Origin of the sequence: Flavobacterium sp., assembly GCF_017744675.1 — a bacterium.
Classification (GTDB): domain Bacteria; phylum Bacteroidota; class Bacteroidia; order Flavobacteriales; family Flavobacteriaceae; genus Flavobacterium.
On the sequence record NZ_JAGIAV010000004.1, the window covers coordinates 290595 to 303350 of the forward strand.

Below are 12756 nucleotides of genomic sequence, written 5' to 3' on the forward strand. Positions count from 1 at the left end.
TTCAAGAATTATAGGAGATTACTTCACCACCAAAATCTTAAAAGAGTTAGGAGTAATTGTCGCACGCGGATGAGGATTTTCTGCTGTCACCTCAGGAGTTTTTCCAAATTCACTCGTTGGCATATATAGTACTCCCGTAGCTTTACTCATCGTAATTGTACGGGCGCCTTTTGCAGTAGTAACAGTTTCTGCAACGGCATAACTGTCTTTATCTTTTTGTTTAATTACGGTCAAAGTTCCTTCACCGTTTGAGCTGAAAATTAGTTTTCTTTTGGCATCAAAGAAAACACCATCAGAACCTTTGCCAATTGGCAGCGTAGTTACAACCTTTCCTGTAATTGCATTAGTTACAACTAGCATTGAATTTCCGCAGACACTAAAAAGTCTATCGTTTACCTCGTCAAAAGCCAATCCTGAAGGTTCATCACAAGGACTGATATCAAACGTCTTTATTACTTCTAATTTAGCAGCATCAATAACTTTGATTTGATTTTTATCTTCAATATTTACATAAATCAGTCCTTTACTATTTGTTGCAGAAAATTCAGGTTTTCCGTCAAGCGGAATTGTTTTTACAATTTTATTAGTAATAGCGTCGAGAACTGTCGCATCACTGCTTTTAGCATTATAAATAAAAACTTTCTTTGAAAATTTATCATACAAAACGGCATCAGGTTTTATGCCCTGAATTGCCACTTTTTCCATTAATTCAAGAGTGGTCAAATTAACAATCGTAACCGCATTATCACCTCCGTCAGTTATAAAAGCTTTATTAAGATCATTAGCAATCGCAATACCATGGACACCTTTTGTGTCTGAAATTGTAGCTATTGTTACATCGGTTTTTAAATCAATAACATTGACTACATTTCCATGAGACACAAATAATCTTTGCGCCGCTTCATCTACTGATAAATAATCCCATCCGAGATCGCCAGCAACTTTAATTTCTTTAGATAATTTGAAGTTTTGAGCCGTTAAAAAAGATGTAGAAACTAGAAGCAAAAAAAGGCATAAGAATTTCATAATAAGCAATTTAAATTCATACCAAAATTGGCAATAAATCCTGAATTAATTCTGAATTGCCTCTTAAGCAACGCTTAATGTTGCATTAAGCATTGCTATTTTTTGTATTAAATTATAGGCTATTATGGTCTCTGGATTAAAGCCTTAAATAGGCTGCTAACTGAATAATATTATTGTTTACATTGACATTTCTGCCATTTATATACTGATACATATACCCCGCTTCCAAATCAAATTTTGGGCTGAAGCGCCATCCAAAAGATATATATGCCCTGTTCTGATCGAAGAAGCCTCCATTAGTTAGTGTAGGCGCATTATCCAGATTGACAAAAAGCTCATCCTGCAATGACACGAAAGCGCCATTAGTGAAATTATCGGTTTTTATTAATGGAAAGATTGTTCGAAGAAAATAGCGAAGACGCAGAGAAAATTCCGAACCGTCATTTACTATTGATCCATTTTCAAGATAAGATTTGCCAATAAACCGCTCTTCTAGTCTCACACGGTGCTGCAAAGATGTAAAATGCCCGCCTTTAAATCTCTGGTTAAAAATAAACTGTTCCCAGATACGATGCTCGGGCACCATATCAGAAGCCGTTTCTATAACCCGTCGATTTCCTACATAGGCATATCCGATGGTGAGTACTACATTTTTGGAAGCATGATAATTCAGTCCAGGGCGTATTATAAAACTCTGTACATGTTCTATCTCATCACTGCTTCGCAACTGTGTATCGAAATGAATACTGAGCTTTTCATTCAACTTATAGGACGCAAAAACAGCACCCCATCCTGTAAAAGTGTTGTCTGTCTGGGCACTTAATACTAAACTATAAAAAAAAGCCAGCATCAAGATGCCTTTTCTGCTCATAAAGCCATTGATATCGCCACTAAACCTTATCATATTTGGGACCTACAAAAATTCAACTTTACCAGTATGCAGATCATAATAGCCGCCAATTATTTTTATCTGGCCTTTATCCTCCATTTCTTTTAAAATAGGACTTTTCGCTTTGATATTCTCTATAGTGAACAACACATTTTGCTTTGCAACCGCTTCTACATAAGCTTCATCTTTTGAGGATTTTTCTCCTTTAAAGTCCTTCACTCTGCCAATAGCAGGTTTGATATTGGCAAGCATTGGCGTGATATTTCCTAACTGAACATTGTCTATTGCGCCTTTGACGGCACCGCATGACTCATGCCCCAATACAAGTATGACTTTTGCTCCAGAAACTTTACAGCCAAATTCCATGCTGCCTAAAATGTCTGTATTGGAAAAGTTTCCAGCCACACGTGCTACAAAGATATCTCCAATACCGCGATCAAATACATCCTCTACCGGTATGCGGCTGTCAAGACATGATAATATTACTGCTTTCGGAAACTGCCCTTCAGTAGCATTTCTAACCATAGAAGAATGGTCTCTAAGAGTCAAATCATTGTTTATGAAACGCTGATTCCCATCTTTAAGGGCTGTGATCACCGCATCTGGCGTAAGCGCATTTTGTTCTGCGGCAGTTAAAACTTTTTCACGAAGTATTGGCTGATTAGAAGCAGGCTTGCTCACAGTATCTGATGCTTTTTTCTCAGTTGATGTTTCAGCAGGTTTTTCTTTGCACGAAAATAAAGCCGCAGACAGTGCCAGGCTTAAGACAATTTTTTTCATATGTAAGTTTATTTATAAGAATTTACAATAAATTTACTAAACAAAACCTTACAACAAAAAACATTAACACTTATAAATCAAACAATTACAAATTTTACAATATTGGCTGTTTGTTTTTGCCACAACATAAAATAAAATGTCACTTAATTAATTATCAACCTCTTGGCTTCTTGTTTGGATTTTAAAAATTCCAAATACAAAATTCTGAACAGTTCCAAAAGGAGTATTATGGTCAACTGTAAATTTATCGATCAATGTAAAATCAGGCTTAAATCGCTCTTCTAAAGATTGTTCAGAATATTGCTTAATCTCTATTCCACTACATTTTAATGGTCCAGTTTTAGAAAAAGTGCCAATTGCCAAAATTCCATTTTTGGCTAATCCTTCTCTTGCAATTTCCTGATATTTTAAGATGTCTTTTTCTACAGTCAAAAAATGAAAAGCTGCGCGATCATGCCAAAAGTCATATTTAACCTCTGGCTTGAAATCTGTTACATCAGATACAATCCAATTTACTTTTTTGGCATCGCTGCCTAAACGCCTTTTGGCTTTTGAAATCGCCTCTTCTGAGATATCTAAAACTGTTATATCCGAATATCCAAGCTTGAGAAGATTATCAGCCAAAAAACTATCTCCTCCACCAATATCGATGATTTTCGCATCAAGAGGAATGTTATATTTTTTTAAGAAATCTAATGAAGTCTGAGGAACAGGCTGGTACCAGCTTACCTCTTTCAATTCTTTGGTCTTATAAATAGTTTCCCAATGTTCCTTTTTATCTATTTCCATATATTTTTAAACTTTTTTCTTTTTATAAATCTCAGCAGCAGATTAAACCTTTTTTTGGGCTTTTAAATGTTTAAACACTTACAGGAAGATTCTCTGATTTCCAGTCTGGATATCCTTCTGCCATTCTATTGGCCCTGAAACCCTCTTTTAGAAGTAATTCCACGGCTTGATCGGCATAGACACAAAATGGCCCACGGCAATAAGCAATAATTTCCATCTCTTTAGATAATTCGCCCATTCGTAGAGACAACTCATCAAACGGAATAGAGAGTGCCTGATCAATATGGCCACGCATAAATTCTTTTGTAGAACGGACATCTAAAAGCAAGACACCACCATTGGAAATCTTTTGGAAAAGTTCATCCATGGTGACAGGTTCCATAGCGTGATGATTTTTTCTAAATTCATCTATTGTCGCTAGAACTTCCCCATTGTGTTTTACTCCCAAATCTCTTAAATTTCTCCAGGCATCAAACACTTTTTCATCGCTTAAAGAATAAAAGATAAAATTTCCTTCCTTTTTAATATCAACCAATCCCGCAGCCTTCAATACTTGCAGATGCTGAGATGCGTTGGCCACACTCATATCTGTATTTTGAGCAATTTCTTCTACAGAAAAAGCTCCTTGCGCCAACAAATCAATAACTTCCATCCGATGCGGATTCGCCAATGCTTTTGTTATTTTGGCAAGTTGGCCATAGATTGCATTTTTAAAATCTCTTTTATTTGCATCCATTTTACAAAATCAGTTTACAGGATAATTCATATCGATCCAGTTGACTTTTATATTCTTTTTGATTCCCAAAACCTTTTGATTTTTGAATCCCATTTTGTTCAGCAACTCAAAAGCAGGTCTTATGTTGGAACATTTTTCGAAAGGACAGCACCCACAATAAATTACAATCTCTTTGGTCTTTTTTTGCTTTGCTAAAAGACTCTTGAGTTTATCAATATTTTCCTTTTCAGATGCAGGTCCAATATCAACAGAGCCTTTAATAGTTGCATCTGGCCCAATATTAATAATTAAAGGCAATCCTTTTGACGGATTTTTAATTTGCCAAGCCAACAATGATGGTTCCATTATCTGTGATGCGGTCCATGGCTCTACTCTACTTTGACCAAAAGAAAAACTGGCCATCATTAAAAAAAATGCGAATGCTAAAACTTGAAATATTTTCATAATGCTATATTTTATTTCAGCAAAAATAAGCATTTAAATCTATTCAATAAGTTTATTGAATAGATTTAAAATAAGCATGGTTTATAAATTGTCTTTAGAACCGTTTAAACAAAAAGGCGCCAATTGAAAACAATTGGCGCCTTTTATAATTCTTTCGTTAAAAAAATGTAATAGTATTTTGAGTGGAACTTTTTCAAATACAACGATCTGATTTTACTCTTCTGGCAATAAACTTATTGAAATCTTATTTCAATAGCATTCTTTCTGTAATTCTTTTATTTGAAGATGTCTCTATTCCGGTAACTTCAGCATACTTAACATTTGGCAACCAAAAAGAACCGCCTTCAATGCGTACAAATATTTTTTCCACTTGTATTTTTTTCTGATTTACATTGACAAAAGCATGATATTTTTGATCTGAATCTATCTTTTTCAAAGTTAAAGACATCTTTTTATAAGACACAAATTGAAGCTGAAACTCCTCATTATTTAAAGTTTTACTTTCAATACCATAAGCAAACTTACGCTGTATATAATTAAAATCTTTTTTTTCTCCCTTCTCCGCATATCGAATCCAATAGGCTTTTATAGGATTGCTTTGATCAATTTTTCCATTTTCTTGATAATTGACGGCATAAATAGCAGTGTTTGTATTGGGATCACGCTGAACATAAAATAGCATATTATCTATGTTTTTAGGCGTTGGAAAATGTAATGGTGACGGATTTTCGGATTGTGCCCATAAATCTTCAGAAATTACATTTAATAAAATCGTTGCAACGATTAGAGATTTTCTAAAATATTTAAATGATAAGATGTTCATAAGGAAATATTTATACACTAATTGGACTCGACTGCATTCTGTTTTTCATTTGATTTAAAAACCCAATATTTAATCAATGGATAATTAAAACCATAAGATACAAAAATATCCGTAACTAATCTTCCGATTCTGTAATCGAGTTGAAATATTTTTTGCATCATTAGTGTGCCAAATGACTTTAAAGAAATGCTTCCCAGTACAACCAATGCAAATTTAAAAAGCTGATTGTTAATAGGATTGCTATAACCGCATTGATTTTTAAACACCCAAAGTCTATTGATGCTAAAATTGATAATTGCGCCAACGGTTCCAGAGATTAGAATAGAAAAGGTAAAATGCAATTGAAATACTTCTGTAAACAGAATCATTAAGCCATAATCGGTAATGCCACCTAAAAATGCCGCAACTTGTGCTTGTAGAAAAGTCAAAACAGATTTTCTCCTGAACATCTCAGTCTTGTTTTTTATCTTTTAAATCGCCCAACTTCAAAAGTTTTAAACTGTCTATAATATTAATTACAAGCAATATAACAGTGATTAAGCCAACTAAATATTTAATTGATCCGCGAAATAAAACTTCAGCGATTACAATTAAAGCAATAATAAACCTAAGTTCTGTTGGACCGACAAAGCCAGAATCTATAGTGTATTCATTTGTGATTTTGTAGCGCAATTGGCTGATTATAATAGACCATCCATACAAGGATACAAAAGCAAAAGCTAGTATTTGTGTGTACTTTTCAGCATAAATATAATAGCCAAATCCTATAAGCACAATACTAATCCAATCGGCAATAATATCTAAAGCAAAACCATACCAGCGGCGCGGAATGTTTCTATAATAAGCCAATCTTCCGTCTAAAGAATCACCGAACCAATTTATAGCCAAGCCAATAATACCCAAAAGCAAATACCAATTTGTTAAATAGGAGCCTAAAACAAAGGCAATAAAAATCAACGCCGAACCAAGAGTGCCTATTAACGTAAGGGCATTTGGCGAAATGAATTTAGGCACCTTTGGAAGCAAAAATACAATCGCCAACTGCTCTGCTCTCTTTAAAATATTAGTTCGCTTGCGGTCTGAAAATGTTCTTTGTACAATTTCACTTTGATTTTCAACTTGTGTTACTGTTCCCATTAATAACCGAATATTAGTAAACCTGATACTATTGTCAATTCAAGCTGAATAATTTTTAGTTTTACTTTTCTATGAATATTTTTAAAAGAATCGGTGACTCTTTTTAGTTTACCTGATCTAACCAGATAACTAAATGCGAGAATAAACAGCATGATTATTTAACAATACCAGCAAAACGTTGATAGAATACTGTTGGGCTGTTCTCATTTTTAGGAGCATATTTTCCTGCTATAATAGGAACATAAATAACTCTTCTCCTGCTTTCTTCGCCACGGATAGCTGATTGTGCTACTCTGTGCCACAAACGTCCATCATGAATAGTTAAATCGCCAGCTTCTGGATTGATCGAAACTTCTTCTGGATCGGCTTTATGATCTAGAAAGTATTTTTTACGAAAAAGCATTTGGTAAATGCTTTGCTTATGCGTGCCGGGAATAATTTTAAGACCACCGTTTTCAGGTTTTAAAGTACTTAAATGAATCCCCACATTGAGCATTGGATTTAATTTTGCACCATAAAAAATATCTCTCAAACCATCTGTATGCCAGCCCATTTTGGTAAACTTACTTTCTGGACCATTGATATAATGATTAAAAACCATTCCGTCTTTTTCTTCAGTGCCTAATCTTGCATCATCGCCTGCCAATTGCAACAAACCATTAAACCTTGGATCAAGCAAAAGACCGCTTAAAGTTTGATGATGCTGGTTAATAAAAGCGAAACGCTGTACTATAGGAGATCCATCAAGATCTTTCCCGTATTTAATTGGAACTCCATTTACTTTTTCAAGGGCATTGTCAATCCATTTTTGCTCTACCTCTTTCGAGGCGTCAATGATTGAGGAAACTGTTTCTGGATTTATAAATTTTTTGAAATGAATAAAACCATGTTGGTTAAAAAAGTTGATTTGCTCGTCAGTTAATTGTTCAGCAAGGGTAAATGTTTTATATGAAGATACCATGATAATTATATTTAATAAATGAAATAATAGTTTTGAAATTTTTATCTAAAAGTTAGCTACAGCAACAACAGCAACAACAACACATTCGCATGTTTGCCTGCATTCTGCTTTTAGAGAAAATAAACTTATTTCTTTTATTAGACATATTCTATCGAATTAGTAGAGATTCAATACGAAGATAATATAAATTTTCTTTTACAATCAATATTTTTTTTATTTTTTTTTCGAAAAAATTAAATTTTGTAAATCCCAGCAGCCGTTTTTTCAATGAAAGCCTTTGGCAGCACACGGTTGGCATAAACAGAAATAATATTCGTAAAGCCTGGAATAACCTCTGATTTTTTGTTGAACATCGCCTTTACAGCAATTTTTGCAACTTCATCTGGCTGCATATTAAACTTTTCAGCCATTTTGCTAAGAGCATCTAAACCAGCTCTTGAAGCAAAACCAGTATCAACTGGACCAGGGCTAAAACAGGTAACAGAAATTGAAGTTTTGGCGAGTTCAAAACGCAAAGCACGGGTAAACGATAAAACAAAAGCCTTTGTAGCTGAATAAACAGCTAGTGTAGGTACAGCTTGATATGCAGCAGTACTGGATATATTTAAAATATAGGCTTGTTTTTCTTGTGAAAGTATAGGCACTAATAAATGTGAAAGTTCTACAACCACATTCATGTTCAGTTGCATCATGCCAAGCTGATCGCTTAGAGCAGACTGACTAAAATCGCCCCACACTCCATAACCAGCATTATTAACTAAAATGCCCACGGGATAGTTATTCGTTTTTACCCAATTGGCCACTTGTAGCGATGCGCCATTTATCGAAAGATCAATCGATAAAACAGAAGCATTGACATTATATTTTACTTGAAGATCATCAGATAATGCCTTTAATTTCTCATTACTTCTTGCAACAAGCAATAAGGGATAACCCTGTTTAGCCAGTTCATAAGCAATTGATTTTCCAATTCCTTTGCTGGCACCTGTTATTAAAGCATACGGTTTCGTTTTTTCGCTCATTTTCTTAGTTTAGTTATCAAATATAAAAATTAATTGCAAATGGCTCCCTTCTCCTTCTCTATCCTTTTAGATTTATCGCTCTCTTTCAAAAAGCCAATTTAAAAAAAACAGGTAACATTTTTTGATAAGTAAAAAGCCCAATATCCTTAAAATATTGGGCTTTTCTTCAAAAAACAAGTTTATTCAAACTAATGGAATAGTATGAATTCTTTTAAAACAAAAAAATCAAACTTTAACTCTTAATAGTAAATTTTCAATTTTAGAAGGTGCAATTTCCGGATTTGCTCCAGGCGCTTCAGCAACGAGAGCTCCAATGGCACAAGCAAAATCAATTGATTCCTGAGCCTCTTTTCCGTTTAATAAGGAAGTGATCAAGGCGGCCAGAAAAGAATCTCCCGCACCAACCGTATCAGAAACTTCAATCGGGTAACCATCATTCTTGTATATTTTACCTTCCCATAGCAGTAAAGCGCCGTGTTTTCCTTTGGTTACACACATTGCAGATGCATTTGTCTTTTCTTCAATGAAAGCCATATTTTCTTCCAAGCTTTCAAAAGGAGAATTCATCGCCTTAGCAATTTCAAGCAATTCTTCGTCATTAAATTTAATAAAATTTGCTGACAGCATTAGCTGGTTTAGAGTATCATAAGAATAATGCGGTTTTCTTAAATTAACATCAAACACCTTATAAACATCATTTTGAAGCAATTCATTTAAAGCACTTCTTGAAATATTGTCGCGACAAACCAAACTTCCGTAAATCAATACATCTGCAATAGCAACTGTTTTTTTAGCCAAATCATTCAAAACGATTTTATCCCAAGCAGATGGATAACTAATTTCGTAAGTTGCAGATCCACGTTCGTTTAATGTTACATTAACCAAACCGGTTGGAAAATCTTCAGAAACGACAATAGTATCGGTTTCAAGTCCCAGTTTGTTTACCTGACTTTTTATGGCTTTTCCGTCTTCATCATTTCCTACACAGCTTATCATGGCTACCTCGCAACCTAGCGTTTTCATGCGTAATGCCACATTCAATGGAGCTCCACCAATCTTTTTTTCATTGTCAAAAACATCCCAAAGTACCTCTCCGTATGCCACCGCCTTAAGGTTTTTTCCGTTATTCATTCTAAAATTATTTTTATTATTAGTCTATTCTGGTTGCGTTACCTGAAGATTTGCAATTGTACTCGTTTGTCCTTCAGCAATTATGCCCCATTTGTTTTTGTCTCTTCCGTAAATGCGGTTGGTAAGCGCCACTTTTCCGTTAATGTAAAACACCACAACACTTCCTTCGGCAATTATCTCAACATCATATTTTGTATTCATTTGAAAAGCAAAAGGCAAACGTGTCATTTCTTGCGAAGCCGAATTATAGCCGCTTATTTTACCATTGGCAATATCAAAAGCCACTTTATAATAACTTCCTGTTTCGTTCGTATGAAAAACAAATCCTGTTGTTCCAGAAGCTTTTGTTAAAGTAACTTCGGCTTTTATTCTCGCTTTTTTTCCAATGCTTTTAAAAGTAACCATTGCTTTATCTGTATCACCAGACAAAGAATAAGTTCCGTTGTTGGCTGTTGCATTAGGCGAAATCGCATCGACTTCGGCCATAACATTCTTTTTAGAAAACAAGTTTACAACTGATTTTGGCGATTGCGTTCCTAAAGTTCCATCTGAATTCTGAGTCAATTCATGAATTACCATATTTCCAGCCCAATCCTTGTTTCCTAAATCATTCTCAGGCGTTTTTCTGGCATTCCATCCAAAAACATATCTTTTGTTTCCATCAGAAGCGGTTTTTCCTGCATAAAAATATTCTCCGTCAATCCTGTCATTTTCAGGTTTTATCCACGGACCATTAATTGATGAAGCCATTCTGTAATGCGTGCCTTTATTTCCGCTCCAGTTTTCAGAAAACAGCAAATACCAATAATTTCCCATTTTAAAAATATCCGCACATTCCATCATCAGGTAATTATCTTCAGGAGTTGTGGTGTAAAGCGGAGTCTGAACATCCCATTTTCCAGATGCAGGATCAGCACTTGTAAAATGCAGCAAAACGGCTTTTCTTCCTGGCTCTGTCTGCGTACTTACCAGCATCGAATATTTCTTCAGTTCGTCGTTATAAAACACATGCGGATCTCTAAAGTCATAATTGTAATAGCCCGCTGGAGCTGTGATTTTAAAAGACGGAACTTTTGTCCAGTTTTTCAAATCGCTGCTTGTCGCACATAGCACACTTTCTCTAGCATTTGACTGAATAAAAGCCGGATTTTCATTGTGCCCTGTATAATAGAAGTAATAGAGACTGCCTACTTTGACAACCGATCCAGTACCAACGGCAAAATCAGGTTCGAGAGTTGTACCATACGGAATAATTTGGCCTTGATAGGTAAAATGTGCCAAATCTGTACTCTGAAATTCGTGAATATCATGAAATCCTTTTCCTGCTGGTTTATTTTGCGCATCATGGAGAAAGTAAATATGGAATTTTCCGCTGTCGAAAAAAGGCATAATATCTCCTGTATAACCCGCGCTGTAATACGGGTCTTTTGCGCCCATCCATTGCGCAGGCGGAACAGGAAAAACACTTGCTATTTCAGAATTGCCTCCCGAAATGGAACCACCAATATAGTTCTCATCCTGACTGCAAGAAATCAGCGAAAAGAAAAGCGAGGCAATTGTAATTATATTTTTGTACTTCATTTTAATTGAATTCAAATTGAATTATTTTACTGCTAAATAATTGATACTGTTTTGTGTCAGCTGCTTAATATTGCCAATAAACTCATTAGCCTGACTTGGCACTCCGTTGCTGTTGGTCTCGTTGTACCAATCGTAAGCTCCCATCGAGATAACGATGACATTTTTATTTGTGCTTGAATTTGGAAACTCAGCAATTGTAACTCTTCCGTCTAAGGCATTATCCCAAGCTTCACTAGCCAGATTGGTTCCTCCAGTCTGATTTCTCCATCCTTCTCCGTTAGTGTATCCGCCCCATTCTGGCAAAAACCACCAAGCAGTATGATTTAATCTGAAAGTGCCGCTTTGCAATAAATTGGCTTTTCCTGCTTCATAAGTAGTTAAGCCTTGAAATACTGGATGGTTTTCGTGGCCTACAAACGACATTCCCCAAGAATTTCCGTCAACAAATCCATTTGGAGGAAAATCACCAAAAACATTATTTGGCCCTTTTCCTGACGGAACAATTCCTAAAGCATCAACATATTGTGAAGCAAACGAAGTTAAAAGCAGGTTGCCGCCATTTGTTCTGAAATTTTTCAAAGCATTAGTAACCGCAGGATTATAAGCCACAGAAGGCAAGTTTGCAGCCGAATCAAAATGCCACCAAATTACATCGATACCGCTTAAATCTGCTCCGTTCTGTATGCTTTCAAAAGAAATATACTTAGCCCCTGGAAAAGTATCAAACAACCAATTTGAAGCCGTTATTTCATCCATATTGGTAATTCCGGCTCTTGTTGCCGCAGTTCCTAAAAAAGCAACCGTTAATCCTGCAACTGGAACTCCAACATTTGCGGTATAATTAACGCTTTTTCCATTTAAGGTTATTACAAAAGTTACAGCATTAGTAAAATCAATTGCGGTTCCTGAAGCTGGCGAAATGGTAACGCCAGATGTTACTTCTATTACAGGTTTTAGCGCCGTTAAATCGGTATTTTCAGGAAGCGTCATACTAATTGTTTTGCTAATGTCGTTGACAGTCGCTGCCACACCATTAATCGTAAAACTTTTAATCGGACTTAAAACGGTTGTGGTTACGGTATAGTCTTTATATAAATTCCCATTCACAACTCTAAATTTTACTGGATTAGTAAAATTAATCGCTGCATTTAAATCGAGATTTGATGTTGCCCCTTCTTCAAGAACAACTTCAGGTTTTACAGCTGTTATATCTGACCCATAAGGCATTACAACGGTAATTTTACCTGTAACCTGATCAATGTTTCCTGATACTCCATTAAGTTTGAAAGAAAGTACATTGGATGGCGAACTCACATCGAATCCGCCATTTTCAAAACCATTTTCGCAGGCAGTAATCACAAAAATCATTGCCAATACCACAGACACTTTGGCCCAATATTTATTTAAAGCTTTTTTCATATTGCTGATTTTTTAAAG

The 12756-nt window shown here is 35.3% G+C and carries 14 protein-coding genes; all 14 read right to left on the minus strand.

Annotated elements, in window-relative coordinates:
• Positions 1–18: 18 nt before the first annotated feature.
• Positions 19–1026 (minus strand): hypothetical protein, encoded by a 1008-nt coding sequence (locus tag J7574_RS11615; protein ID WP_290968280.1) that lies wholly within the window; start codon positions 1024–1026, stop codon positions 19–21.
• A gap of 136 nt (positions 1027–1162) precedes the next feature.
• Positions 1163–1897: a DUF2490 domain-containing protein gene (locus J7574_RS11620; RefSeq protein WP_290968281.1), complete on the minus strand. Its 735-nt coding sequence runs from the start codon at positions 1895–1897 to the stop codon at positions 1163–1165.
• A 42-nt stretch (positions 1898–1939) separates the two neighbouring features.
• Complete coding sequence (locus tag J7574_RS11625; RefSeq protein ID WP_290968283.1) at positions 1940–2695, minus strand: carbonic anhydrase family protein; 756 nt, start codon at positions 2693–2695, stop codon at positions 1940–1942.
• A gap of 147 nt (positions 2696–2842) precedes the next feature.
• Positions 2843–3484: a trans-aconitate 2-methyltransferase gene (locus J7574_RS11630; RefSeq protein WP_290968285.1), complete on the minus strand. Its 642-nt coding sequence runs from the start codon at positions 3482–3484 to the stop codon at positions 2843–2845.
• Between the two features lie 70 nt (positions 3485–3554).
• Positions 3555–4220, minus strand: a complete 666-nt coding sequence (locus J7574_RS11635; RefSeq protein ID WP_290968287.1) for a metalloregulator ArsR/SmtB family transcription factor — start codon at positions 4218–4220, stop codon at positions 3555–3557.
• A 9-nt stretch (positions 4221–4229) separates the two neighbouring features.
• Entirely contained in the window at positions 4230–4664 is a 435-nt protein-coding gene (locus J7574_RS11640) for a rhodanese-like domain-containing protein (RefSeq protein ID WP_290968288.1), read from the minus strand.
• Between the two features lie 244 nt (positions 4665–4908).
• Positions 4909–5487, minus strand: coding sequence for a DUF4833 domain-containing protein (locus J7574_RS11645; protein ID WP_290968290.1), 579 nt, complete (start codon positions 5485–5487; stop codon positions 4909–4911).
• Between the two features lie 17 nt (positions 5488–5504).
• On the minus strand, positions 5505–5936 hold the full coding sequence (locus tag J7574_RS11650; protein WP_290968291.1) for a GtrA family protein: 432 nt from the start codon (positions 5934–5936) through the stop codon (positions 5505–5507).
• A 1-nt stretch (position 5937) separates the two neighbouring features.
• Positions 5938–6624: a CDP-alcohol phosphatidyltransferase family protein gene (locus J7574_RS11655; RefSeq protein WP_290968293.1), complete on the minus strand. Its 687-nt coding sequence runs from the start codon at positions 6622–6624 to the stop codon at positions 5938–5940.
• A gap of 154 nt (positions 6625–6778) precedes the next feature.
• A complete protein-coding gene (locus tag J7574_RS11660) occupies positions 6779–7585 on the minus strand; it encodes a phytanoyl-CoA dioxygenase family protein (protein ID WP_290968295.1) in 807 nt (268 codons plus the stop codon).
• A 233-nt stretch (positions 7586–7818) separates the two neighbouring features.
• Positions 7819–8607, minus strand: a complete 789-nt coding sequence (locus tag J7574_RS11665) for an SDR family oxidoreductase (protein ID WP_290968297.1) — start codon at positions 8605–8607, stop codon at positions 7819–7821.
• A gap of 225 nt (positions 8608–8832) precedes the next feature.
• Entirely contained in the window at positions 8833–9738 is a 906-nt protein-coding gene (locus tag J7574_RS11670; RefSeq protein WP_290968299.1) for a carbohydrate kinase, read from the minus strand.
• Positions 9739–9762: 24 nt separating this feature from the next.
• A complete protein-coding gene (locus J7574_RS11675; RefSeq protein WP_290968301.1) occupies positions 9763–11319 on the minus strand; it encodes a glycoside hydrolase family 32 protein in 1557 nt (518 codons plus the stop codon).
• Between the two features lie 21 nt (positions 11320–11340).
• Complete coding sequence (locus tag J7574_RS11680; protein WP_290968303.1) at positions 11341–12738, minus strand: DUF4960 domain-containing protein; 1398 nt, start codon at positions 12736–12738, stop codon at positions 11341–11343.
• Positions 12739–12756: the final 18 nt, after the last annotated feature.

Excerpts from the sequence above, each read along its gene's own strand:
- J7574_RS11635 (WP_290968287.1), bottom strand. The coding sequence starts at position 4,220 with ATGGATGCAAATAAAAGAGATTTTAAAAATGCAATCTATGGCCAACTT.
- J7574_RS11630 (WP_290968285.1), bottom strand. The coding sequence starts at position 3,484 with ATGGAAATAGATAAAAAGGAACATTGGGAAACTATTTATAAGACCAAA.
- J7574_RS11625 (WP_290968283.1), bottom strand. The coding sequence starts at position 2,695 with ATGAAAAAAATTGTCTTAAGCCTGGCACTGTCTGCGGCTTTATTTTCG.
- J7574_RS11650 (WP_290968291.1), bottom strand. The coding sequence starts at position 5,936 with ATGTTCAGGAGAAAATCTGTTTTGACTTTTCTACAAGCACAAGTTGCG.
- J7574_RS11670 (WP_290968299.1), bottom strand. The coding sequence starts at position 9,738 with ATGAATAACGGAAAAAACCTTAAGGCGGTGGCATACGGAGAGGTACTT.
- J7574_RS11680 (WP_290968303.1), bottom strand. The coding sequence starts at position 12,738 with ATGAAAAAAGCTTTAAATAAATATTGGGCCAAAGTGTCTGTGGTATTG.
- J7574_RS11655 (WP_290968293.1), bottom strand. The coding sequence starts at position 6,624 with ATGGGAACAGTAACACAAGTTGAAAATCAAAGTGAAATTGTACAAAGA.
- J7574_RS11615 (WP_290968280.1), bottom strand. The coding sequence starts at position 1,026 with ATGAAATTCTTATGCCTTTTTTTGCTTCTAGTTTCTACATCTTTTTTA.
- J7574_RS11645 (WP_290968290.1), bottom strand. The coding sequence starts at position 5,487 with ATGAACATCTTATCATTTAAATATTTTAGAAAATCTCTAATCGTTGCA.
- J7574_RS11640 (WP_290968288.1), bottom strand. The coding sequence starts at position 4,664 with ATGAAAATATTTCAAGTTTTAGCATTCGCATTTTTTTTAATGATGGCC.
- J7574_RS11660 (WP_290968295.1), bottom strand. The coding sequence starts at position 7,585 with ATGGTATCTTCATATAAAACATTTACCCTTGCTGAACAATTAACTGAC.
- J7574_RS11675 (WP_290968301.1), bottom strand. The coding sequence starts at position 11,319 with ATGAAGTACAAAAATATAATTACAATTGCCTCGCTTTTCTTTTCGCTG.
- J7574_RS11620 (WP_290968281.1), bottom strand. The coding sequence starts at position 1,897 with ATGAGCAGAAAAGGCATCTTGATGCTGGCTTTTTTTTATAGTTTAGTA.
- J7574_RS11665 (WP_290968297.1), bottom strand. The coding sequence starts at position 8,607 with ATGAGCGAAAAAACGAAACCGTATGCTTTAATAACAGGTGCCAGCAAA.